This window comes from Pseudomonas sp. GD03875, from assembly GCF_029840585.1.
Classification (GTDB): domain Bacteria; phylum Pseudomonadota; class Gammaproteobacteria; order Pseudomonadales; family Pseudomonadaceae; genus Aquipseudomonas; species Aquipseudomonas paralcaligenes.
Window position 1 is genome coordinate 1 of the sequence record NZ_JAOCCV010000020.1, and the last position, 21,867, is coordinate 21,867.

At 69.3% G+C, this 21,867-nt stretch carries 18 protein-coding genes; 5 read left to right on the forward strand and 13 right to left on the reverse strand.

Features of this window, described 5'->3' with window-relative positions; translation table 11 throughout:
* Positions 1-322 (reverse strand): glutaredoxin family protein (locus N5D30_RS17100; RefSeq protein WP_279909911.1); only part of this gene is annotated, 322 nt, incomplete at its 3' end.
* 1 nt (position 323) lies between these two features.
* Complete coding sequence (gene yejK, locus N5D30_RS17105; RefSeq protein ID WP_279909913.1) at positions 324-1,331, reverse strand: nucleoid-associated protein YejK; 1,008 nt, start codon at positions 1,329-1,331, stop codon at positions 324-326.
* Positions 1,332-1,601: 270 nt separating this feature from the next.
* Between yejK and N5D30_RS17110 the strand changes: the two genes are divergently transcribed.
* Entirely contained in the window at positions 1,602-3,212 is a 1,611-nt protein-coding gene (locus N5D30_RS17110; protein ID WP_279909914.1) for a M28 family metallopeptidase, read from the forward strand.
* A 923-nt stretch (positions 3,213-4,135) separates the two neighbouring features.
* Here the strand turns inward: N5D30_RS17110 and N5D30_RS17115 are convergent.
* Together N5D30_RS17115 and yjeH are read right to left on the reverse strand one after the other, a co-directional pair.
* Positions 4,136-5,476, reverse strand: coding sequence for a TAXI family TRAP transporter solute-binding subunit (locus N5D30_RS17115; protein ID WP_279909915.1), 1,341 nt, complete (start codon positions 5,474-5,476; stop codon positions 4,136-4,138).
* 102 nt (positions 5,477-5,578) lie between these two features.
* Positions 5,579-6,832, reverse strand: coding sequence for an L-methionine/branched-chain amino acid transporter (gene yjeH, locus N5D30_RS17120; RefSeq protein ID WP_279909916.1), 1,254 nt, complete (start codon positions 6,830-6,832; stop codon positions 5,579-5,581).
* Positions 6,833-6,946: 114 nt separating this feature from the next.
* On the opposite strand from yjeH, the gene N5D30_RS17125 reads away from it, so the two are divergent.
* A complete protein-coding gene (locus N5D30_RS17125; protein WP_220815418.1) occupies positions 6,947-7,366 on the forward strand; it encodes an Lrp/AsnC family transcriptional regulator in 420 nt (139 codons plus the stop codon).
* Between the two features lie 19 nt (positions 7,367-7,385).
* On the opposite strand, the gene N5D30_RS17130 is transcribed toward N5D30_RS17125, so the two are convergent.
* From N5D30_RS17130 to N5D30_RS17140, 3 genes are all read right to left on the reverse strand, one after another.
* Complete coding sequence (locus N5D30_RS17130) at positions 7,386-8,174, reverse strand: transporter substrate-binding domain-containing protein (RefSeq protein WP_279904667.1); 789 nt, start codon at positions 8,172-8,174, stop codon at positions 7,386-7,388.
* 72 nt (positions 8,175-8,246) lie between these two features.
* Positions 8,247-9,221 (reverse strand): 23S rRNA (adenine(1618)-N(6))-methyltransferase RlmF, encoded by a 975-nt coding sequence (gene rlmF / locus N5D30_RS17135; RefSeq protein ID WP_279909917.1) that lies wholly within the window; start codon positions 9,219-9,221, stop codon positions 8,247-8,249.
* A gap of 165 nt (positions 9,222-9,386) precedes the next feature.
* Positions 9,387-10,376 carry an FAD-dependent oxidoreductase gene (locus N5D30_RS17140; protein ID WP_279909918.1) on the reverse strand — a complete coding sequence of 330 codons (990 nt, stop codon included), beginning with the start codon at positions 10,374-10,376 and terminating at the stop codon, positions 9,387-9,389.
* 215 nt (positions 10,377-10,591) lie between these two features.
* On the opposite strand from N5D30_RS17140, the gene N5D30_RS17145 reads away from it, so the two are divergent.
* Positions 10,592-11,497, forward strand: a complete 906-nt coding sequence (locus N5D30_RS17145; RefSeq protein WP_279909920.1) for a TIGR01777 family oxidoreductase — start codon at positions 10,592-10,594, stop codon at positions 11,495-11,497.
* The gene (hemH, locus tag N5D30_RS17150; RefSeq protein WP_279909921.1) at positions 11,494-12,522 is read left to right on the forward strand and encodes a ferrochelatase; all 1,029 of its coding nucleotides are present in this window, start codon (positions 11,494-11,496) and stop codon (positions 12,520-12,522) included. Before N5D30_RS17145 ends, hemH begins: the two co-directional genes overlap by 4 nt.
* Before the next feature lie 813 nt (positions 12,523-13,335).
* Here the strand turns inward: hemH and N5D30_RS17155 are convergent.
* The 6 genes from N5D30_RS17155 to N5D30_RS17180 form a co-directional block, all read right to left on the reverse strand.
* Positions 13,336-14,520, reverse strand: a complete 1,185-nt coding sequence (locus N5D30_RS17155; RefSeq protein WP_220812075.1) for an acetyl-CoA C-acyltransferase — start codon at positions 14,518-14,520, stop codon at positions 13,336-13,338.
* Positions 14,521-14,545: 25 nt separating this feature from the next.
* The gene (locus tag N5D30_RS17160) at positions 14,546-14,980 is read right to left on the reverse strand and encodes a thioesterase family protein (protein ID WP_279909922.1); all 435 of its coding nucleotides are present in this window, start codon (positions 14,978-14,980) and stop codon (positions 14,546-14,548) included.
* Between the two features lie 335 nt (positions 14,981-15,315).
* The gene (locus N5D30_RS17165; RefSeq protein ID WP_279909924.1) at positions 15,316-16,479 is read right to left on the reverse strand and encodes an iron-containing alcohol dehydrogenase; all 1,164 of its coding nucleotides are present in this window, start codon (positions 16,477-16,479) and stop codon (positions 15,316-15,318) included.
* A gap of 20 nt (positions 16,480-16,499) precedes the next feature.
* Positions 16,500-17,492, reverse strand: a complete 993-nt coding sequence (locus tag N5D30_RS17170; protein ID WP_279909925.1) for a PHB depolymerase family esterase — start codon at positions 17,490-17,492, stop codon at positions 16,500-16,502.
* 88 nt (positions 17,493-17,580) lie between these two features.
* Complete coding sequence (locus N5D30_RS17175; protein WP_279909926.1) at positions 17,581-19,371, reverse strand: acyl-CoA dehydrogenase C-terminal domain-containing protein; 1,791 nt, start codon at positions 19,369-19,371, stop codon at positions 17,581-17,583.
* Positions 19,368-20,606 (reverse strand): 3-hydroxyacyl-CoA dehydrogenase, encoded by a 1,239-nt coding sequence (locus N5D30_RS17180; protein WP_279909927.1) that lies wholly within the window; start codon positions 20,604-20,606, stop codon positions 19,368-19,370. The genes N5D30_RS17175 and N5D30_RS17180 overlap by 4 nt, the downstream gene beginning before the upstream one ends.
* Before the next feature lie 95 nt (positions 20,607-20,701).
* Between N5D30_RS17180 and N5D30_RS17185 the strand changes: the two genes are divergently transcribed.
* Complete coding sequence (locus N5D30_RS17185; RefSeq protein ID WP_279909928.1) at positions 20,702-21,607, forward strand: LysR family transcriptional regulator; 906 nt, start codon at positions 20,702-20,704, stop codon at positions 21,605-21,607.
* Positions 21,608-21,867 lie beyond the last annotated feature (260 nt).

Below are 21,867 nucleotides of genomic sequence, written 5' to 3' on the forward strand. Positions count from 1 at the left end.
CCTTGATCCCCGCCGGGTCGTAGCCGCGCACCACCGTGCTGCCGATGGTCAGCAGCGGCACGCCGCGGCCGTCCAGCGCCTCGTAGGCGCGGCGACCTTCGCTGGACTTCTCGATGTCGATCTCGGTGTAGGGAATGCCCTGCTCGGCGAGGAACGAGCGGGTCTTGGCGCAGTAGCCGCACCAGGCGGTGGCGTACAGCACCACGCCGGCTTCGGCCGCCGCCACTTGCGGGGTCGGCCTCAGGCCGAGGAAGGTCTCGATGCGGTCCCAGTGCTGCCAGGCGGCGAGCACTGCCAGCAGCACGAATATCCGTTTGCCCATGTCACTCCTTGCGACGCTTGAGTTGGTCCTTGAGCTGGGTCGGTACCTGGCGAATGATCAGCATGTCGCGCGCCTCATCGTACTCGATCTTCGAGCCCAGCAGATGGGCCTCGAAGCTGATCGACAGCCCCTCGGCGCGGCCGGTGAAGCGGCGGAACTGGCTGAGGGTGCGCTTGTCCGCGGGAAATTCCGGCGCCATGCCGTAATCCTTGTTGCGGATGTGTTCAAAGAAGGCGCGTGGGCGATCCTCGTCGATCAGCCCGGACAGCTCGTCCAGGGTGATCGGCTCGCCCAGCTTGGCCTGGCTGGTGGCGTAGTCGACCAGCGTCTCGGTCTTGGTGCGGGCCTGCTCCTCGGCCATGTCCTCGCTCTCGACGAAGTCGCTGAAGGCCTTGAGCAGGGTGCGCGTCTCGCTCGGCGCGTCCACGCCCTCCTGGCAGCCGATGAAGTCGCGGAAGTAATCCGAGACCTTCTTGCCGTTCTTGCCGCGGATGAACGAGATGTACTGCTTGGAGTGGGCGTTGTTGCGCCACTCGGAGATGTTGATGCGCGCCGCCAGGTGCAGCTGGCCGAGGTCCAGGTGCTTGGCCGGCGCCACGTCCAGCGCCTCGGTCACCGCCACGCCCTCGCTGTGGTGCAGCAGGGCGATGGCCAGGTAGTCGGTCATGCCCTGCTGGTAGTGGGCGAACAGCACGTGGCCGCCGGTGGACAGGTTGGATTCCTCCATCAGCTTCTGCAGCTGTTCCACCGCCTGGCGGCTGAACGCGGTGAAGTCCTGCTCGTCGTCCAGGTAGGCCTTCAGCCAGCCGCTGAACGGGTAGGCGCCGGACTCCTCGTGGAACAGGCCCCAGGCCTTGCCCTGCTTGGCGTTGTAGCTCTCGTTGAGATCGGCCAGCAGGTTCTCCATGGCCGGCGAGGCGGCCAGCTCCGAGTCGCGGGCGTGGAGCACGGCCGGCGAGCCGTCGGGCTTCTTGTCGATCAGGTGGACGATGCAGTGGCGGATCGGCATGGCGGGCGTCTTCGGGCTGTGGAAAGGGGAGCGGGCAGAGTCTACCCGACATCGCCGCGCCGGTGGGGTGGTGCTGGCGATGTGCTGGCATCTTGAGGGGTTATGCGTCGATCAGTCGTCATTTTCAGGAAATCGCGCATCTGTCGCTTCGCTTGCCGGAAGAACGCCGTCTACCGTCTTCTCGTCCACACGACGCAGTAAGGGACGGCACGCGCGGCGCCACAAGCGCTCGCGCATCCATCTGCTCCAAACATGGATTGGAGAACCCCCATGCACCTCAACAAGAAACCTCACCTGTTGTTGGCTTCCCTCCTGGCCGGCGTGTCCGCGCCGGCCCTGGCCACCGAGGCCCGCGACCTGGGCTCGCTGTTCGACAAGCTCTGGAGCCCCACGCGGCTCGGTCCGCTGGAATGCCGCTACGGCCAGATCAACGCCACGCCGCTTTTGCTGCCGCGCTGCATGCAGGCCGAGCGAACGGAACAGCACCTGCAGATGCTCCACGACATCGCCCTGGCCAACGGCGGCAACCGCGCCGCCGGCCTGCCGGGCTACCAGGGCTCGATCGACTACGTGAAGCAGACCCTCGAACGCGCCGGCTACCAGGTGCGCCTGCAGGCCTTCCCGTTCAGCGCCTTCTACCCGCAGGGCCCGGGCCAGCTGCAGGCCGTGGCGCCGACCCCGGCGCAGTACGAGTGGGAGGTGGACTTCACTTACCTGTCGCAGACCGAGGCGGGCGACGTCACCGCCGCCGCCGTGCCGGTGGACATCGCCCTGGGCGACGGCAACACCTCCACCAGCGGCTGCGAGGCCGAGGATTTCGCCGGTTTCCCGGCCGGCGCCATCGCCCTGCTGCAACGCGGCGCCTGCGACTTCGCGACGAAGGCGCAGAACGCCGCCGACGCCGGCGCGACCGGCGTGGTGCTGTTCAACCAGGGCGACACCGAGGACCGCAAGGGCCTGATCAGCGCCACCCTGGGCGACGCCTATGCCGGCGGCATCCCGGTGCTGTTCGCCACCTACGAGGTGGGCGTGGCCCTGGCGCAGACCGCCGACGTACAGGTGCGGGTGGTGGCGGACGTGACGCGCAAGCGCACCGAGACCCACAACCTGATCGCCGAGACCCGCCACGGCAACCCGGGCAACGTGGTGATGGCCGGCGCGCATCTGGACTCGGTGTACGAGGGCGCGGGCATCAACGACAACGGCTCGGGCAGCGCCGCGCTGCTGGAACTGGCGCTACAGCTGAGCAAGGCCCGGCCGACCAACCGCCTGCGCTTCGCCTGGTGGGGCGCGGAGGAGTCCGGCCTGGTCGGCTCGACCTACTACGTCAGCCAGCTGCCGGCGGAGGAGAAGGCGAAGATCAAGGCGTACCTCAACTTCGACATGATCGCCTCGCCGAACTTCGCCTACTTCGTGTATGACGGCGACGGCTCCGCCTTCGGCCTGGAAGGCCCGCCCGGCTCGGCTGCCCTCGAGAAGCTGTTCGAGGAGTATTACAAGCTACGGGGCCTGCCGTTCGAGGGCGACGAGATCACCTTCCGCTCGGACTACGCGCAGTTCTTCACCGACGGCATCGCCTTCGGCGGCCTGTTCACCGGCGCCGAGGTGCTGAAGACCGAGGAGCAGGCGGCACGCTACGGCGGCACCGCCGGCATCGCGCTCGACCCTTGCTACCACGCGGCCTGCGACGACCTGAACAACATCGACCGGCGCGCGCTGGAGGTGAACGGCGACGCCATGGCCTTCGTCACCAGTTGGCTGTCGCTGTCGACCCGGGTGGTCGACGACGAGATCGCCGCCAGCCAGCCGACTGGCCCGAGCCTGAAGCGCGCGGCCAGGGCCTACGACATCACCCACTGGGGCAAGCACTGGATCAAGTGAGTCCCGCTTGAAGGAGAAAGGCCCTGCCGGTACGTCCGGTGGGGCCTTTTTCTGTTACGTGTTGGTGGCGCAATCATGCTTTGTGTGGGAGTGGCTGGGCGGCATTCCGATTGGCCGCGACATTCGCGGCCAAGGCCGCTCCCACGAGGTGTGTAACAACTAACGTGGACATGGCCAATAAAAAGGCTATGTACCCGTTACATGTTGCAGACGCTATAGCTGACCTGCGGAAGCGGCCTGCCTGGGAGCCGGTAGGGTGGTTGGGTCGCAGGCCATAACCCATCAGCGCGATCGACCCTACGCGTTGCGCGAGCAAGCCCCTCTATCTGAACACTGCGGCTGCCTGCCCCTGGATTATTCCCCTTCGGGCCAGCGCAAGCGCTGTTCAGCGATAAAGCTGCTGTCCCGCCTGCGCGGGAATGACGGTTTCGGAAGAAACTCCACCCCTACCTCGTCATCCCCGCGCAGGCGGGGACCCAGAAGGGGTCAGGGCAGTACAACATCTAACGGGGACATAGCCTTGTCATGGCGAAGCAAATCCGCGTAGCGGCAGAAGCAGATTATCAAGCAGCTCGGAGCCCGAGTCCCCGTCAGGAGGCCGAGTGGAGGTGTCGCGTAGGGGGATGAGCCGCATGGATGCGGCGAAAGGCATAACGGGCCAGGGATGGCCCGTGTATGCCGTGCCCCCGGAGCGGCACCGGAGGGAGGGAAGTCCGGGCGCAGCCCGGACCCGGATGCCGGGGTGCGCTTTCTTTTGCTTACTTTTCTTTGCGCAAACAAAGAAAAGTGAGTCGCCCGGGAGGGCGAAACCGGAAGTATCGGAACACTCGGCAATCGGCTGGAAACCAAAGCACCAGACGAACACCGCCCCCGGATTTCATCCGGGCTACCCGTTGCCAATTTATCGGTGCGCACGGCGCACCCTACGAAGCCATGTCTCCTGCCGCCTGCGCCCGGCGCTGCTGCACCGAGCGCAGGCGCTCGATCATGTAGCGCAGGTGCATGTGCAGCTCGTACAGCTCGTTGGAATAGGACAGCGGCACCTCGACCCGTGCCAGTTCGTCTTCCAGCTTCTCCAGCCGCGCGATCTCGGCGCCGATGTCGTCGTCGAGCTTGCCCTTGTACAACTGCTGGTCGATCTCGCGCAGGTGCTTGTACCAGCGGTAGATGCGCGCGCGGATGCGCCACTGGTAGATCGGCCCGACCGCCTTGAACAGCGGGAACAGCAGTACCAGCAGCGGAATGGCGAGGATGATGTAGCGGTCGGCCAGCGAGGCGATGCGGAACGGCACGTAGCGCTGCAGGATCGGCAGGCCCTTGTCGTAGTAGTAGTCCGCCTCCGCCAGGGTGGCCAGCGAGCGCGGCGGGCGCTGCGGGTAGCTGCCGGCCGGGTCGAGCAGGCTGCCGTTCTTCAGCACCTCGCGGGCGGCCTCCAAGATCAGCGGGGTGAGCGACGGGTGGAAGTTCTCGCCGGCCACCAGGGTCGCCACCGGGCCGAGGGTGACGATGTCGCGCTCGGGGGTGTTCTGCGCCATGTCGAGCATGCCTTCGCCGACCTCCAGCCGGCTGAGGTAGGGCAGGCGCGCCAGGTAGGCCTCGGTGCGGCGCAGGCTGACCAGTTGCAGGCGAGGCTCGCGGGCCAGGCGCTGGATCAGGGTGTTCTCCGCCGGGCCGACGAAGAAGGCGGCGTCCAGCTCGCCGGCCAGCAGGGCGTCGGCGGCGCGGCTGCCGCCCAGCGGCTGCCAGCCTTTCGGGTACTGCGCCGGCTCGATGCGGTTGGTGGCGAACAGGGCGGCGGTCACCGCCTGGGTGCCGCTGTCCTCGGCACCGATGGCCAGGCGCAGCTTGGTCAGGTCGGCCAGGCGCTCGAACTTCACCTTGCGGCTGGTGAACAGCCACAGCGGCTCGCGGTAGACCACGCCGAGCCCGGCCAGGCGCTCGCGCACGTCGTCGTCCAGGGTCAGCTCCTGGCCGCTCTGCACCAGCGCCAGCTCCACCTGGCCGTCGACCAGCCGGGCGAGGTTGTCGCGCGAGCCACGGCTGTTGACCAGCTCCAGCTCGAAGCCCTGCCGGGCCAGCTCCTCGCGCAGGCGCTCGGCGAAGGCGTGGTAGCCGCCGCTGGCGGCGCCGGTGGCCATGCGCGCGTGCATCGGCGGCGGCGGGGCGACGAAGTAGAACAGGGCGCCGACCAGGGCGGCCAGCACCGGCACTATCCACAGGTTGGCGAGGAGGAGGATTTTCAGGTCGCGGAGGATGCGGCGCATGGGGCTTCCTTTCGGCGGGCTCGCTGCAAGGATAGAACCCCTGGCGCGCTCAGGTCACCCCGTGCGGGGTGCCATGATCCTGGAGGGTGCGCATGGCGCACCCTACGTCAGGGATCTCTGCGTCAGGCGCAGGCGGTCGAGCAGCAGCAACAGGCCGACCAGGCCCAGGGCGTACAGCGCCTCGACGCCGAGCATCGCCAGCACCGCCGCGCAGAGCAGGGTGCTGAACGCCGCGAGCAGGCGCCAGGCGCCGCGTAGCAGCACCGCGCCGGCGGCCATGCTGAGCAGGTAGACCACCACGAAATTGCCGTTGGCGTAGCGGATCAGGTCGTCCACCGAGAGCTGCAGCAGGGTCGTCAGGCTGGCGCACAGGGCGCAGATCACGACCACCAGCAGCAGGGCGCGGGCCGGCACGCCGTGGCGGTTGAGGGTGCCCAGCGGGGCGGGCAGCTTGCCCTCGTCGGCCAGGCTCCAGATCAGCCGGGCGAAGCCCTGCATGTAGACGTTCATCGAGGCGAAGCAGGCCAGGTAGCCGACCGCCGCCACCAGGGTGCGCGCCTCGCCGCCGAGCAGCTGGTCCATCAGCCGCGGCAGCGAGGCGGCGTCGCTGTGCACGTCGCCGTAGACGTGGAAGCTCAGCACCGCCACCGAGAAGGCCCAGTACACCAGGCCGGCCAGCAGCACGCCGAGCAGCAGCGCCAGGGGGAAGTCGCGCTGCGGGTTGCGGAATTCCTCGCCCAGGTGGGTGAACGCCTCGATGCCGACGAAGCACCAGAACATTACGCCCAGCGCCGCCGGGATCAGCGTCCAGTTGTCGCCCAGGGCCGGCAGCAGCGGCTGGTGTGCCTGCGGCAGGTCGCCGACCCACCAGACCAGGGCCACGGTGCCGAGGATGGCCAGGGCGATCAGCCCCTGCACCAGGCCGCTGGCGCGCGCCGGGCGTTGGCCGAGGAGGAGCATGGCGCCAAGGGTGGCGAACTGGATCAGCAGGGCCTCGCCCCGGTTCACCGGCAGCACCGCCTGCCAGAAGCCGGTGGCGATGTTCAGCGCCGCCGGCAGGCCGACCGGCAGCACGGCGAGGAACAGGAAGGCGATCAGCCGCTCGGCGCGCGGGCCGAAGGCGCGGCCGATCAGGTGCGGCGCGCCGCCGGCGTGGGGGAAGCGGCGGCCGAGCTGGGCGAAGGTGAAGGCCACCGGCAGCACCAGGGCGATGAGGATCAGCCAGGCCCACAGCGAGGCCTCGCCGGCGGCGGTGGCGGCCAGCGCCGGCACCACGAAGATGCCGGTGCCCAGCAGCGAGGTGCTGAGCAGCGCGACGCCCTGCAGCAGGCCCAGTTCCTTGTTCAGGCGGCTCATGAGGTATTCTTGCTCCCTTCTTCTATCCCGCCATGTTAAGCCGGCCTCTGCGGCCAGGTTGCCGCCAGTGCATGGCAAAGTGACGGATTCCGCCGTCAAACTGCGAGAGCCACCGTGGACAAGTTCGACCGCCAGATCATCGCCCTCCTGCGTCAGGACGCGCGCACCTCCGTCAGCCAGATCGCCCGCGAGGTGAACCTGTCGCGCTCGGCGGTGAGCGAGCGCATCCGCCAGCTGGAGCAGGACGGGGTGATCCGCGGCTATCACGCCCAGGTGGCCGACCCGGCGAGCGGCGGGGTGAAGGCCTTCCTCGAACTGTTCTATCAGAACAGCCGCTGCCAGGAGTACGTCGACCGCATGCGCGCGTTCCCGGAAATCCGCCAGTGCTGCGGCATCAGCGGCGAGACCGACATGCTGGTGCAGGTGGAGGCGGCGAGCATGGCGCGCCTGGCCGAGATCCGCGGGGTGATCGAGGGCTTCCCCGGCATCCAGCGGGTGAAGACGCACATGGTGGTCAGCGAGTGGGCGATGTGACCTGGGCGAGGTCGGCGGGCTAGCGTTGCGCCGCTTCTTCCTCTGAGAGCGTGTATTTGCCCGCCTGCAGGTCCTGGAAGTAGCGGTCGTAGCGGCCGCTGTCGCGGAACGCCTGCAGGCGCTGGTTGAAGCGCTGCAGCAGCGCCTGGCTGCCGGCCAGGCGCTTGGGCAGCATCAGGTAGCTGCGATTGACCAGCAGCGGCCGCGGGTGGTGGGTGATGCGTGCGCGCTCGGCGGGGGTGAAGTGGCGGGCCAGGGCGGCGTAGCCGACGTTCATCTCCTGCGGGTAGAGCACCACCCGCTCCTTGAGCAGCTTGTCGAAGTTCTGCTGGTCGCTGGAGACGCGCTCCATCTTCACCGTGCCCTTGGCCAGGAAGGCGTCGAACGCGGGGCCGTAGCTGTATTCCAGGCCGCCGCCCAGGGTCATGCCGGCGAGGTCGTCGAAGCGATGCCAGTCGAACGGCTGCGACTTCAGGTGGAAGAACACGAACTGCTCGTCCAGCAGCGGCGCGCTGAACAGGAAGTCCGCCTCGCGCTCGCCCTTGTGCATCCACACTCCGGTGGCGTCGAACTTGCCGGCGGCGGTGGCCGAGTAGGCGCGCGGCCAGGGCAGGAAGCGGAAACTGACGCGGTAGCCTTCCTCGGCGAACAGGTCGCTGATGATGTGGGCGATCACGCCGTTGTGGCGCAGCTCGCTGGACAGGTAGGGCGGCCAGTCGCCGACGCTGATCTGCAGCTCGCGCGGCTCCGCCCGGAGGGCCAGGCACCAGGACAGGCAGCAGAAGGTCAGCAGGATTTTCCAGCGCATGGGGATTTCCCGGCTCCCGGGGGCTGTTACTCCATAAGCATAGTCAGGTCGACGGCGTGGCGGCTACCGCGTTCAACCGGGGGCGGCCAGCCATGCGCGGCGCGCGGCCGTGTCGTGGAAGGTCCAGGCGACGAAGCGGCTCTGCTTGTTGCCCTGGGCCATGTCGACCTGGCGCACGGCATGGGCGCCGGCCTGGCGCAGCGCCGCCTGCAGCGCGGGCAGGTTGCCGGCCTTGGACACCAGGCTGCTGAACCACAGCACCTGGCCGGCCACCGCCGCGCTCTCGCGGGCCATGCGCCGCAGGAAGGCCACTTCGCCGCCCTCGCACCACAGCTCGTTGCTCTGCCCACCGAAGTTGAGCACCGGCAGCTTGCGCTTCGGGTCGAGCCGGCCGAGGTTCTTCCACTTGCGCGTGCTGCCGCTGCGCGCCTCGTCGGCCGAGGCGTGGAAGGGCGGGTTGCACAGGGTCAGGGTGAAGCGCTCGTCGGCCGCCAGCAGGCCCTGGAAGATGTGTTTCGGCTCGCTCTGCCGGCGCAGTTCGATGGCGCCTTCCAGGCCGTTGGCACGGACGATGGCGCGGGCCGAATCGAGGGCCACCGGGTCGATGTCCGAACCGACGAAGCGCCAGCCGTAGTCGACCTGGCCGAGCAGCGGGTAGATGCAGTTGGCACCGCAGCCCACGTCCAGCGCGCGTACCCCGGCACCGCGCGGCGGGGCGCCGTCGTGGTCCTCGGCCAGCAGGTCGGCCAGGCCGTGCAGGTAGTCGGCGCGCCCGGGAATCGGCGGGCACAGGTAGCCCGGCGGGATGTCCCAGTGGCGGATGCCGTAGAGCTGGCGCAGCAACGCGCGGTTGAACACCTTGACCGCGTCCGGGTTGGCGAAGTCGATGCTCTGCTTGCCGTAGGGATTGAGGATGACGAAGTCGGCCAGTTCGGGGCTGGCGGCGATCAGGCTAGGGAAGTCGTAGCGGCCCTGGTGGCGGTTGCGCGGATGCACCTGGCCCTTGGGGGCGGGTGTCGCGGCGCGGGGCGGAGTCTTCTGGCGCATGGCGGGCGGTTCGGCGGGAAAGGCGCGCATTGTCCCATAGGCGGTGTGGGCGCGGGGGCGGCGGCGACGAACCCTTGTGGGAGCGGCCTTGGCCGCGAAGCTTTGTGCCGGCCCTATCGCGGCCAAGGCTGCTCCCACAAGAGCAGCAAGAGCAAATCGCACGGGCTACGGGTTGCGGTGCTCCAGCAGCCGCCGTGCCGCTTCCTGGCCGCTGAGCCAGGCGCCTTCGACCCGGCCGGACAGGCACCAGTCGCCGCACACGTACAGGCCCAGGTCGGCGTCGGCCAAGGCGCCCCACTCGTGGGCGCCGGCCGGCCGGGCGTAGAGCCAGCGGTGGGCCAGGGCGAAGGCCGGGGCGGGCAGGGCGCAGCCGATCAGTTCGGCGAATGCGCCGTGCAGGCGTTCGATCACCGCGTCCTTGGGCAGGTCCAGGTGCTGCCGGCTCCAGGTGCTGGTGGCGTGCAGCACCCAGGTGTCGAAGCTGCCGTCGCGGCCCGGCTTGCTGCGGTTACGGGCCAGCCAGTCGAGCGCGCCGCCCTGCACGAAGCAGGCCTCGACGCGGGTCTCCAGCGGTGTGGCGAAGCCCAGGGCGACCGCCCAGGTCGGCTCCATGATCACGCTGGCGGCGGCGCCGGCCAGCTTGGGCGCGGCGGCCAGCAGGTTGGTCGCCTGCGGCGCTGGGGTGGCGACCAGCACGGCGCTGTAGGGACCGTGGCCGTTGCCCTCGGCGTCCTGCAGACTCCAGTGCTGCTCGCCGCGGAACACCTCGGTGATGCGGCAGGAGAAATGCACCGGCAGGGCGCCGAGCAGGGCGCGGCTGATGGCGCTCATGCGCGGCGTGCCGACCCAGCGCACCTGTTCGTCGGGGGAGGGCAGCAGGCCGTTCTGGTTGTAGTGGTAGAGCTGCGGATCCCACTCGGCGACCCAGCCGCGCGCCTGCCACTGCTGCACCACCTCGACGAAGCGGCGGTCGCGGGCGGTGAAGTACTGGGCGCCCAGGTCCAGCGAGCCGGCGTCGCTGCGCTTGCTGGCCATGCGCCCGCCGCTGCCGCGGCTCTTGTCGAACAGCTCGACCTCCAGCCCTGCGGCGTGCAGGGCCTGGGCGGCGGAGAGCCCCGCCAGGCCGGTACCGATTATCGCGATGGGTGCATTCATCATGAGCCTCGTTTCCCACGCCGGCCGCTCCTCGGAGCGATGGATGCCGGCTACCTGTTGGACACGGGTGGGCGATCATTGGTTGTACTCGTCTCGCGCCCGATTGCGCGAGTCGCTGAAACTGGGACGGCATCCTCGGCGGAAAAAGGCACGCCGCGCCGTCATGATTCAGACTAGGGGTTGACAGGCGGTTCACGCCAAGCGAGGAGGATGCCATGCACATATTGCTGACCGGCGGTACAGGGCTGATCGGCCGGGCGCTGTGTCGCCACTGGCTGGCCCAGGGGCATGCGCTGAGCGTCTGGAGCCGCTCGCCGGAGCGGGTCGCCGGTCTGTGCGGCGAGGCCGTGCGCGGCATCGGCCGGCTGCAGGACTATGGCCTGGGACCGCTGGACGCGGTGGTCAACCTGGCCGGCGCGCCCATCGCCGACCGGCCCTGGACGCACAAGCGCAAGGCGCTGCTGTGGGCCAGTCGCATCCACCTCACCGAACAGCTGCTGGCCTGGCTGGAAAGCCGCGACCACCGGCCGCAGGTGCTGATCTCCGGTTCCGCCGTAGGCTGGTATGGCGACGGCGGCGAGCGCGAGCTGAACGAAGGCAGCGCGCCGGTGATCGAGGACTTCGCCGCCCAGCTGTGCGGCGCCTGGGAAGAGACCGCGCAACGCGCCGAGGCGCTGGGCATCCGCGTGGTGCTGCTGCGCACAGGGCTGGTGCTGGCCCGTGAGGGAGGTTTCCTCAAGCGCCTGCTGCCGCCGTTCCGCCTCGGCCTGGGCGGACCGATCGGCAACGGCCGGCAGTGGATGCCGTGGATTCACCTGCGGGACGAAATCGGCCTGATCGATTTTCTCTTGCAGCGAGAGGACGCGCGCGGTCCCTATAATGCCTGCGCGCCGCAGCCGGTACGCAACAAGGCCTTCGCCCGCGCCCTCGGCCGCGCGCTGCACCGTCCGGCGCTGCTGCCGTTGCCGGGGCCGCTGCTGAAGCTGGGGCTGGGCGAGCTGTCCGGGCTGCTGCTCGGCGGGCAGAAGGCCGTGCCGCAGCGGGCGCTGGCTGAGGGTTACGCATTCCGCTTCACCGACCTCGACTCGGCCCTGGCCGATCTATTCAAGGACACCGCATGACCGATCATGCCCTGCTGTTGCTCAACCTGGGTTCGCCGGCCTCCACCTCGGTGGCCGACGTGCGTCGCTACCTCAACCAGTTCCTCATGGACCCCTACGTGGTCGACCTGCCTTGGCCGCTGCGCCGGCTGCTGGTCTCGCTGATCCTGGTCAAGCGCCCGGCCGAGTCGGCGCATGCCTATGCGTCGATCTGGTGGGAGGGCGGCTCGCCGCTGATCGTGCTCAGCCGGCGCCTGCAGCAGGCGATGCGCGAGCACTGGCCGCACGGCCCGGTGGAACTGGCGATGCGCTACGGCGAGCCGTCCATCGAGGCGGTGCTCGAACGCCTGGCGGCCCAGGGCGTGCGCAAGGTGACCCTGGCGCCGCTCTACCCGCAGTTCGCCGACAGCACCACCACCACCGCGCTGGAGGAAGTGCGCCGGGTGGCGCGCGCGCGCGGCCTGCCGCTGCAGTTCGCCAGCCTGCCGCCGTTCTACGACCAGCCGGAATACCTCGACGCCCTGGTGGAGAGCGCCAGGCCCTATCTGGAGCAGGACTTCGACCACCTGCTGCTGAGCTTCCACGGCCTGCCCGAGCGGCACATCCGCAAGCTGGTGAAGGACCCCGACCACAGCCTGACGGCGACCAGCAGCGCCGGCGTCAGCGCCGAGACCCTGGCGGTGTGCTACCGCAGCCAGTGCCTGCGCAGCGCCGAGCTGTTCGCCGCGCGCGCCGGCCTGCCGGCGGGCAAGTGGTCGGTGTCGTTCCAGTCGCGGCTGGGCCGGGCCAAGTGGATCGAGCCCTACACCGAGGCGCGCCTGGACGAGTTGGGCCGGGCCGGGGTGAAGCGGTTGTTGGTGATGTGCCCGGCGTTCGTCGCCGATTGCATCGAGACGCTGGAGGAGATCGGCCAGCGCGGGCAGGAGCAGTTCCGCGCGGCGGGGGGCGAGGAGTTGGTGCTGGTGCCTTGCCTGAATGATCATCCGCGGTGGGTGGGGGCGCTTGAGGTGCTTTGTGAGAGGGCGCCGGAGTGGGATGTGAAGTGAGGGGGTTGTGGCCCTGACTTCTTAAGTTCGGACTTGGCGCTTTCCTCGGCGGGGGCTACAGGTTTCGCCTCGCACGGCGAGTTCCTTTTGGCTGTCGCCCGGGTGGCCGGCCCCGCCATCCGGCCCTGCGCTTCGCTCCGGGTGACTCGCTACGCTCGCCCTTCGGGCCAGCCTGCGGCTGTTACTTCGCTGCGCTACGTTCGTTCGCTCCATCGCCGCTCCCGGGGCCCAGCGCGAAGGGCCATCCCTACCTAGGCGGCCCCGGCCATCGCGCCTCTCGCGGCATCTATGCCGCTCAAACCTCCCCGGCCGGCCCCTTACGCAACGATTCCGCTCACCCTCCTAAGGGGTGTTTGGTGCTGCCTGACAGACCGGGTAAACAATTGGCTCGGCTGGTTGATGTAGGGTGCGCCGTGCGCACCGATGACTTGGAGGACGGTGCGCACGGCGCACCCTACGCGAGCCGCTTGGCTTTTGTAGGAGCGAGCTTGCTCGCGAATCAGGCCCGCAAAGAGCTTCGCGAGCAAAGCTCGCTCCTACTGGTAGCCCGGATGAAATCCGGGAAAAGGCATGCTCCCATCCCGGATTGCATCCGGGCTACATGAAAGCGTTGCTTTCATCTCAACTCCCAAGAAACTTTCAGGCAACCCGGGGCTGGGGTTCTCGTCAGGAAGGAGGGCGGAGCGGCCTTCTATTGGTTACCTCCCCGTAGCACCCGCCGAGGAACGCGCCGAGTCCGGAACACTCTCCAACCCCAAGCCACAAACAAAAAACGGAGGCCGAAGCCTCCGTTTCCAGCAACAGAGCCGAGGCTTACAGCACCTCGAACAGCCCCGCCGCGCCCATGCCGCCGCCGACGCACATGGTGATCACCACGTACTTCACGCCGCGCCGCTTACCTTCCAGCAGGGCGTGGCCGACCATCCGCGCGCCGCTCATGCCGTAGGGGTGGCCGATGGAGATGGCGCCGCCGTTGACGTTCAATTTGGCCGGGTCGATGCCGAGCTTCTGCGCGCTGTACAGCACCTGGCAGGCGAAGGCCTCGTTGAGTTCCCACAGGCCGATGTCGTCGACGGTCAGGCCGTGCTGCTTGAGCAGCTTGGGTACGGCGAACACCGGGCCGATGCCCATTTCCTCCGGGGCCAGGCCGGCCACGGCGATGCCGCGGTACAGGCCCAGCGGCTTGACGCCGCGCTGGGCTGCCAGGGCGCCGTTCATCAGCACGCAGGCGCTGGCGCCGTCGGACAGCTGGCTGGCGTTGCCGGCGGTGATGCAGCCGCCTTCGATCACCGGCTTGAGCTTGGTCAGGTCTTCCAGCACGGTCTGCGGGCGGTTGCCCTCGTCCAGGCTCAGGGTGACTTCCTCGTAGCTGACCGCGCCGGTCTCCTTGTCGACCAGCTTCTTGCGCGCGGTGACCGGGACGATTTCATTGGCGAACAGGCCGGCGGCCTGGGCCGCGGCGGTGCGCTGCTGCGATTGCAGGGAGTAGGCGTCCTGCTCTTCGCGGCTGATGCCGTAGCGCTTGGCGACCAGCTCGGCGGTCTGCAGCATCGGCATGTAGGCGTGCTCGGCCATCTTCACCACGGCCGGGTCGTAGTCGGTGGCGGTCCACTTCATGTGGGTGTTCTGTACCAGGCTGATCTGCTCCTGGCCGGCGCCGACGGTGACGGCCATGCCGTCGACCATGATCTGCTTGGCGGCGATGGAGATGGCCATCAGGCCCGAGGCGCACTGGCGGTCGATGGTCTGGCCGCTGACCGACAGCGGCAGGCCGGCGGCCAGCAGGGACAGGCGCGCCAGGTTGGTGGAGGCGGTGCCGCCCTGCATGGCGGTGCCCATCACCACGTCCTCGATCTCGGCGGCCTCGATGCCGGCGCGCTCGACCGCGGCGCGCAGGGCGACGGCGGCCATGGACGGCGACTTGAGGTCGTTGAAGGCGCCGCGGAAGGCCTTGGCGATCGGCGTGCGGGCGGTGGAAACGATGACGGCGTCTTGCATGGCGGAATCCTCTGTTGTTGTCGTGTCAGGAGTGCAGCAGGCGGGCGAGCGCCTGGCGCAGGTTTTCGGGAATCGGCACCGGCCGGTTGCTGGCGCGGTCGACGAAGACGTGGACGAAGCGCCCGGCGGCGCAGGCCTCGTCCTCGCCTGCCTTGAAGATGGCCAGTTCGTACTGCACCGAGCTGTTACCCAGCTTGCCGACCCGCAGGCCGACCTCGATGCGCTCGGGGAAGGCGATGGAGGCGAAGTAGTCGCAGGCCGAGCTGACCACGAAGCCGACCACCTGGCCGTCATGGATGTCCAGGCCGCCGACTTCGATCAGGTAGGTGTTCACCGCGCTGTCGAAGAAACCGTAGTAGACGACGTTGTTGACGTGGCCGTAGACGTCGTTGTCGTGCCAGCGGGTGGTGATCGGCTGGAAGTGGACGTAGTCGGCGCGGCGGTGCTGCGGTGGGTTCATGCTCGGTCCTCGTGTCGCGCTCAACCCTAAGCCCTCGGGGCGGCGCGGGAAACTTTGATTCGTGGGCTGTATTGCGAACTATTGGCTGGGGCCACCCCTCTCCCTTTGGGAGAGGGGAAGGGGCGGTCCGCGTAGGGTGAGGGATTCACAAGCGACTCCGAGTGGCCTGTCTCACCCTCACCCCGGCCCTCGGCTTTGGCTTCCTGCGTCGCTCTACCTTCTACATCCATGTAGTCGTCTCCCGGAGGGAGAGGGAGTTGCTCCGTCGCGTAGGGCGGGTGAAACCCGCGACGGTCGCGCATCGGCGCGCGGGTTGCACCCGCCCTACGGTGGAGTCAGTAGGCGGCCTGGTAGATCGCCAGGGCGTCGGCCTCGCTCACCTCGCGCGGGTTGTTCACCAGCAGGCGCTGCTGCAGCATCGCGTCGCTGGCCAGGGTCGCCAGCATGTCCTGCGGCACGCCGGCGTCGCGCAGGCGGCTGGGCAGGCCGCAGCGCGGGTTGAGCGCGGCCAGTTCGTTGATGAACTCGGCGCAGCGCTGCTCGCTGCTGCCGTCGCGGAAGCGCTCGCCGAGCAGCAGCGGCGCCAGCTCGGCGTACAGCGGTGTGGCCGCCGGGGTGTTGAAGCGCAGCACGTGCGGCAGCACCAGGGCGTTGCTCAGGCCGTGGGGAATGTGGAAGTGCCCGCCCAGCGGGTAGGCCAGGGCATGCACCGCCGCCACCGGGGCGTTGGCGAAGGCCTGGCCGGCCAGGCAGGCGCCCAGCAGCATGGCCTGGCGCGCCTCGCGGTTGCCGCCGTTGTGCACCGCCTCGTCCAGGTTGGCGGCGAGCAGGCGCAGGGCCTCGCGGGCCAGCAGGTCGGACAGCGGGTTCTTCTTCAGCTTGGTGGTGTAGGCCTCGATGGCGTGGACCATGGCGTCGATGCCGGTGGCGGCGGTCACCGCCGGCGGCAGGCCGAGGGTCAGTTCGGCGTCGAGCAGGGCCAGGTCCGGCAGCAGCAGGGGCGAGACCACGCCCATCTTGGTGGTTTCGCCGGTGGTGACGATGGAGATGGGGGTCACCTCCGAGCCGGTGCCGGCGGTGGTCGGCACCTGGATCAGTGGCAGGCGCTGGCCGCGCGCATTGCCCACGCCGTAGATGTCCTGCAGCGTCTGCTGGCCGTGCGGGTGGGCGAGCAGGGCGACCAGCTTGGCCACGTCCATCGAGCTGCCGCCGCCGAAGCCGACCACCAGGTCGGCGCCCAGCGCGCGGGCGCGCTCCACGGCGTTGAGCACGATGGCTTCGGGTGGGTCGGCGATGACCTGGTCGAACACTTCCACGGCCACGCCGGCCGTGGCGAAGCCGGGCAGCACGCCGTCGAGCAGGCCGAAGCGGGTGATGCCCGGGTCGGTGACCAGCATCACCCGCCGCGCGCCGCGCTCGCGGCACAGCTCGGCGAGGCGGCCGCTGGCGCCGGCTTCGCAGAGGATCTGCGCGGTGGTGGCGAAACTGAAGGGTTGCATGGCGATTCCTCCGAACAGGGTCATGGCTGCACCGGCGCCGGGCGCTGGCGGGCGAAGAAGTCCCAGATGGCGCGCGGGCCGTCGAAGCCCGACAGGGTGGGGCCGAGCAGGCGCGGGGCGCGGAAGCCGGCCTGGGGCAGCAGGTGGCCGCCGCCGATCACGCCGTACAGGGCGATCTCGGCGCGGTCCTTGGCCTGCCAGCGGTCGAGGTCGACGCGGCGGGCGGGCTCGCCGGCGTCGCGCCAGGCGCTTTCGTGGCGCACGTCCTTCGCGGCGTGGCCGGCGCGCTCGGCGAAGTACAGCGCTGACTCGAAGGCCGAGCGCACGGTGCCGCGGTCGCCGAAGCCGAACAGGGTGACGCGGCCGCCGTTGTAGGGGTTGATCGGGTCGCGGGTGCCGTTCATGAACAGCACCGGGGTGGCGCCGTCGACGGGCTGGCAGGCCAGGTTGTCCGGCGTCGGCAGGTTGGCCGCCACGGCGGCGACGCCGGCCAGCAGCCGCGGCTGCTCCAGGGCGATGCGCAGGCCCAGGTGGCCGCCGTTGGAGTAGCCGGCGAGGAAGGCGCGGCCCGGGTCGGCCCGCTGCTGCTCGGCGAAGCGCCGGATCAGCGCGGCGATGAGGCCTACATCGTCGACGTTCTGCGCGCGCGCCGGGTAGTCGGCCGTGGCGCGGCAGTCGTTCCAGTTGCGCTCGAAGCCTTGCGGGTAGACGACGATGAAGCCCTGTTCGTCGGCCTGGCGCTCGAATTCATAGGCGCTGAAGGTGCGGATGTCCTCGACGGTCTGCAGCGAGCCGTGCAGGACGAACAGCAGCGGCGCGCCGGCGGGCAGCCCGGCCGGGACATAGAAGGCATAGTCGCGCGGCAGGCCGCCGACCTCGATCTGCCCGTGTTGCAGGGCCGCGCTCAGGACGGGCGCCGCGGGTTTCGGGGCGTACAGGAAATAGGCGTACAGCCCGCCGAGCAAGGCGGCGAGCAGCAGGAGGACGCAGAGGGCTGTTTTTGTTTTTTTCACCACAAGTCTCTCGGTTGTCAGGGCCGCTCCGGTAGGGCGGGTGAAACCCGCGCGGGTTGCACCCGCCCTACGGGAGCGGCAGGTCAGGTCAGAACGCGAAACTCTCCTCCGGCATCGCCATCAGGCAGTCCGCGCCGCCCAGCAGGGCCTCGCGGTGGCTGCTGGCGCGCGGCAGCACGCGGCGCAGGTAGAACGTCGCGCTGTGCAGCTTGGCCTGGTAGAAGGCTGCCTCGCCGGTGCCCGCGTCCAGTGCGCGCTGGGCGGTGGCGGCGGCCTGCAGCCAGAGGCCGGCCAGCAACACATAGGCCGAGTACTGCAGGAAGTCCACCGAAGTGGCGCCGATTTCCTGGGCGTCGCGCTGGCTGCTGGCGATCACCTGTGCCGCCAGTTCACGCCACTGCTCCAGACGCGCCGTCACCACGCCCGCCGCTTCGGCCAGGGCCGGGTGCGCCGCCGCCGTGTCGGCGAGCGCGGCGAATTCGTCGATCAGCGCGTTCAGTTCCGCGCCGCCGTCGCCGAGCAGCTTGCGGCGGATCAGGTCGAGCGCCTGGATGCCGTTGGTGCCTTCATAGAGCTGCGTGATGCGGCTGTCGCGCATCAGTTGCTCCATGCCCCACTCACGGATGAAGCCGTGGCCGCCGTACACCTGCACGCCGTGGCTGGCGGATTCCTGGCCCATGTCGGTGAAGAACGCCTTGACGATCGGGATCAGCAGCGCGGCGCGCTTGGCCGCGGCCTTGCGCTCGGCCGGCTCGCCCGCGCCGTGCTCCAGGTCGAGCTGGCGCGCGGTGTAGGCGGCGAGCATGCGGCAGCCTTCGACCAGGGTCTTCTGGGTCAGCAGCATGCGCCGCACGTCCGGGTGAACGATGATCGGGTCGGCCGCCTTGTCGGGCGCCACCGCGCCGGCCAGGCCGCGCGACTGCAGGCGCTCGCGGGCGTAGCGCAGGGCGCCCTGGAAGGCCGCCTCGCCCAGGCCCAGGCCCTGCAAGCCGACCTGGAAGCGCGCGTCGTTCATCATGGTGAACATGCAGGCCAGGCCCTGGTTGGCCTCGCCGACCAGCCAGCCGGTGGCGCCGTCGAAGTTCATCACGCAGGTGGAGGCGCCCTTGATGCCCATCTTGTGCTCGATGGCGCCGCAGCTCACGGCGTTGGCCGCGCCCGGGGTGCCGTCGGCGTTGGCGACGAACTTGGGCACCAGCAGCAGGCTGATGCCCTTCACGCCGGCCGGGGCGTCCGGCAGGCGCGCCAGCACCAGGTGAACGATGTTCTCGGACAGGTCCTGCTCGCCGCCGCTGATGAAGATCTTGCTACCGCTGACCCGGTAGCTGCCATCGGCCTGGGGTTCGGCGCGGGTGCGCAGCAGGGCCAGGTCGGTGCCGGCCTGGGGTTCGGTCAGGCACATGGTGCCGGTCCACTGGCCGCTGACCAGCTTGCCCAGGTAGGCGTTCTTCAGTTCGGCGCTGCCGTGCTTGTCCAGCGCCAGCACCGCGCCCTCGGTGAGGCCGGAGTAGACGCGGAACGACAGCGAGGCGCCCATCAGCATCTCGTGGAAGGCGAAGGCCACCAGTTGCGGGAAGCCCTGGCCGCCGAAGTCGACCGGCCCGGTCATGCTCGCCCAGCCGTTGTCCACGTACTGCTGGTAGGCGGCGCGGAAGCCCTTGGGCGTGCTGACCTTGCCGTCCACCAGCTGGCAGCCTTCCTCGTCGCTGTTGCGGTTGAGCGGGGCGATCTCGTTGCCGGTGAAGGCGGCGGCTTCTTCCAGCACGCCGTCGATCAACTCGCGGTCCAGGCCGTTGCCCAGGCGCGCGCAGTGGCCGGCCACGTCGAACAGTTCGTGGAGGACGAAGCGCATGTCGCGCAGTGGCGCCTGGTAGCTCATGCGCGGCCCTCCTGTACATCGCTGAACTGCTTGCCGTCGGCCACCAGGCGCTCGATCAGCGCGGCCGGCTGCCAGTGGGAGCCGTGGCGCTCGGCCAGGTCCAGCAGGCGCTGGCGGATGGCGGCCACGCCCTGGGCGTCGGCCCAGGACATTGGCCCGCCCTTGTCGGCCGGGAAGCCGTAGCCGTTGAGGTACACCAGGTCGATGTCGTGGGCGTTGGCGGCGATGTTCTCTTCGAGAATCTTGGCGCCTTCGTTGACCAGGGCCAGCAGGCAGCGCTCGAGGATTTCCTCCGGGCCGATGGCGCGGCGCGCGTAGCCGAGGCGCTCGGCCTCGCGCTGTACCAGGGCGTCCACTTCCGGGTCGTGCTCGGCCTGGCGGCTGCCCGGCGCGTAGGTGTAGTAGCCCTTGCCGGACTTCTGGCCGAAGCGGCCGAGTTCGCACAGGCGGTTGTCGACCTGTACCTGGGGCACGTCCTGGTCCTGGCCGGCCAGCTCGCGGGCGCGCCATTCCAGGTCGATGCCGACCACGTCGTACATGCGGAACGGGCCCATGGCGAAGCCGAAACCCTGCAGGGCGGCGTCCACCTGGTGCGGGTAGGCGCCTTCGAGGAGCATGCTGCGCGCCTCGAACACGTAGGTGTGGAGCATGCGGTTGCCGATGAAGCCGTCGCAGTTGCCGGCCACCACGCTGACCTTGCCGATGCGCTCGCCCAGGGCCAGGGCGGCGTCGAGCACGGCCGGGGTGGTGCTGGCGCCGCGCACGATTTCCAGCAGCTTCATGATGTGCGCCGGGCTGAAGAAGTGCAGGCCGAGCACGTCCTGCGGGCGCTGGGTGACGGCGGCGATGGCGTCGATGTCCAGCGCCGAGGTGTTGCTGGCGAGGATGGCGCCCTGCTTCACGGTGTGGTCGAGGGTGCGGAAGATCTCCTGCTTGAGTTCGAGGTTCTCGTACACCGCCTCGATCACCAGATCGACCCCGGCCAGCGCAGCGTAGTCGGCCACCGCCTGGATGCGCGAACGGCGCAGGCTGGCCTCGCCGGTGCTGATGCGGCCCTTGGCGACGTTCTGCGCCCAGGTGTCCTCGGCCATCTGCAGGCCGGCCTCGACCATCTGCGGGTTGTTGTCCAGCCACAGCACCGGAATGCCGGCGTTGGCCAGGCTGATGACGATGCCGCGGCCCATGGTGCCCGCGCCGATCACGGCGGCCTGTTCGATCTTGTACTGGTTACTCATAGCCTTCCCTCGGTCACGTAAAACACAACTGACGCACAGTAAGTTCACGGGTACTATTTGGGAAATTTTGACTTGTGATAAGTTGAATTCTCCTCGTGAATATATCGACCTTCGATCTCAACCTGCTGCGGGTGCTCGACGCCCTGCTGCGCGAGCGCAACGTGTCGCGCGCCGCCGAGCGCCTGGCGCTGAGCCAGCCGGCGGTGAGCAACGCGCTGAACCGCCTGCGCGACCTGCTCGACGACCCGCTGCTGGTGCGCGTCGGCCGCGCCATGCAGCCGACGCCACGGGCGCTGGAGCTGGAAGCGCCAATCCGCGCGGCGCTGCGCCAGATCGAGGAGAGCCTGAGCGGCGCCGAGCGCTTCGAGCCGGCGCGCAGCCGCCAGCGCTTCACCATCGCCCTCACCGACTACGCCGAGATGCTGCTGATGCCGCGCCTGCTGGCGCACCTGGCCGGGCAGGCGCCGGGCATCCGCATCGACGTGCAGCACCTGTCGCCGCGGCTGCCGAGCGAGGCCCTGGAAAAGGGCGAGATCGACCTCGCCCTGGGCCGCTTCGAGGCCCTGCCGCCGCGCTTCTGCGGTGTGCCCTGGATGAGCGAGACCTTGCAGTTGGTGGCCCACCGCGACCATCCGCAACTGCGCGACGGGCTGGACCTGAACACCTTCCTGCGCCTGCGCCACCTGTGGGTGCACGGTGGGCAGACCCGCGGCATGGTCGAGCAGTGGCTCGGCGAGCAGGGCCTGACCCGGGAGATCGTCTACACCACGCCCAACTACCTGCAGGCGGCGCACATCGCCGCCAGCGGCGACCTGGTGGCGGTGCTGCCGACGCGGCTGGCCCGCTACTTCGCCGGGCTGCTGCCGCTGACCCTGCACGCGCTGCCCTTCGAGCTGGGGCCGTTCCAGCTGGAGATCGTCAGCCTCGACCTGCGTCGCCGGGACATGGCCCTGCAGTGGCTGATCGAGCAGATCGGCTCGCTCGGCGACGCCCGGGGCTGACCGTTCGTCGCATTCTGCGCGCTGCGCCGGCCGCGCAGGCGAAGCGGCGCGCCGTTGCATTGGCCCTTTCGCCAGCGCAACGGTGCCTGCGGCGTCGACGCCTCTGGGACGGGCGATTCCGCCGAGCGGCCCGGCGCGCTTTGGGCATGGGAGACCGTAAACGCCTGGAAAAGTGCTAGACCATCTGCGTCGGCGCCTTATGCCTCATCCGCCTAAAGCAGGGCTCCGCGACGCCATAGACTGAGGTTCCCAGGCCGGAA

Coding starts and splice junctions, on each gene's coding strand:
- hemH (WP_279909921.1), top strand. CDS start 11,494: ATGACCGATCATGCCCTGCTGTTGCTCAACCTGGGTTCGCCGGCCTCC.
- N5D30_RS17115 (WP_279909915.1), bottom strand. CDS start 5,476: ATGCGCCGCATCCTCCGCGACCTGAAAATCCTCCTCCTCGCCAACCTG.
- yejK (WP_279909913.1), bottom strand. CDS start 1,331: ATGCCGATCCGCCACTGCATCGTCCACCTGATCGACAAGAAGCCCGAC.
- N5D30_RS17145 (WP_279909920.1), top strand. CDS start 10,592: ATGCACATATTGCTGACCGGCGGTACAGGGCTGATCGGCCGGGCGCTG.
- N5D30_RS17110 (WP_279909914.1), top strand. CDS start 1,602: ATGCACCTCAACAAGAAACCTCACCTGTTGTTGGCTTCCCTCCTGGCC.
- N5D30_RS17155 (WP_220812075.1), bottom strand. CDS start 14,520: ATGCAAGACGCCGTCATCGTTTCCACCGCCCGCACGCCGATCGCCAAG.
- N5D30_RS17175 (WP_279909926.1), bottom strand. CDS start 19,371: ATGAGCTACCAGGCGCCACTGCGCGACATGCGCTTCGTCCTCCACGAA.
- N5D30_RS17140 (WP_279909918.1), bottom strand. CDS start 10,376: ATGAATGCACCCATCGCGATAATCGGTACCGGCCTGGCGGGGCTCTCC.
- N5D30_RS17130 (WP_279904667.1), bottom strand. CDS start 8,174: ATGCGCTGGAAAATCCTGCTGACCTTCTGCTGCCTGTCCTGGTGCCTG.
- yjeH (WP_279909916.1), bottom strand. CDS start 6,832: ATGAGCCGCCTGAACAAGGAACTGGGCCTGCTGCAGGGCGTCGCGCTG.
- rlmF (WP_279909917.1), bottom strand. CDS start 9,221: ATGCGCCAGAAGACTCCGCCCCGCGCCGCGACACCCGCCCCCAAGGGC.
- N5D30_RS17160 (WP_279909922.1), bottom strand. CDS start 14,980: ATGAACCCACCGCAGCACCGCCGCGCCGACTACGTCCACTTCCAGCCG.
- N5D30_RS17165 (WP_279909924.1), bottom strand. CDS start 16,479: ATGCAACCCTTCAGTTTCGCCACCACCGCGCAGATCCTCTGCGAAGCC.
- N5D30_RS17180 (WP_279909927.1), bottom strand. CDS start 20,606: ATGAGTAACCAGTACAAGATCGAACAGGCCGCCGTGATCGGCGCGGGC.